At 38.8% G+C, this 384-nt stretch carries 1 protein-coding gene; it reads right to left on the bottom strand.

The window, feature by feature from the left end:
- Positions 1 to 147: 147 nt before the first annotated feature.
- On the bottom strand, positions 148 to 384 hold a 237-nt coding region (locus tag HC175_RS20190), incomplete at its 5' end, for an SRPBCC family protein (protein ID WP_479685248.1).

Consider the following 384-nt stretch of genomic DNA (forward strand, 5'->3'; position numbering starts at 1 on the left):
TTCATTGCACCTACCTGGTCCATTCTAAGTTGCCCATCCACTGTAGGTGAGTGAAATTAAAAAGTCAGGATTGAATCAGCTTTTACCCGGTACTTCCAGAAATTCCCTCAAATTGGAATTTGGAATTTGGTGCTTAAAACTTTAGAATTATTTCCTCTCCAGGTGAGTTTTTAGGTTGTACAAACCTGTTTCAAAATCTTTTGCAAGAGCACGATCCATTCCGTAGAAAAGCATCAACACCGAAGCGGGAAATTTATGTACCCCTTTCACACCCCAAACCATTTTTGTGCGATTAGGTTCCACCTCCTTCACTGCCATGTAACATAACGAAAGAGTTTTATAGGGTTTTATGAATAATAATTGCGTTTCAAAGACTTTTCCTTC

This window comes from Salinimicrobium oceani, assembly GCF_012037645.1.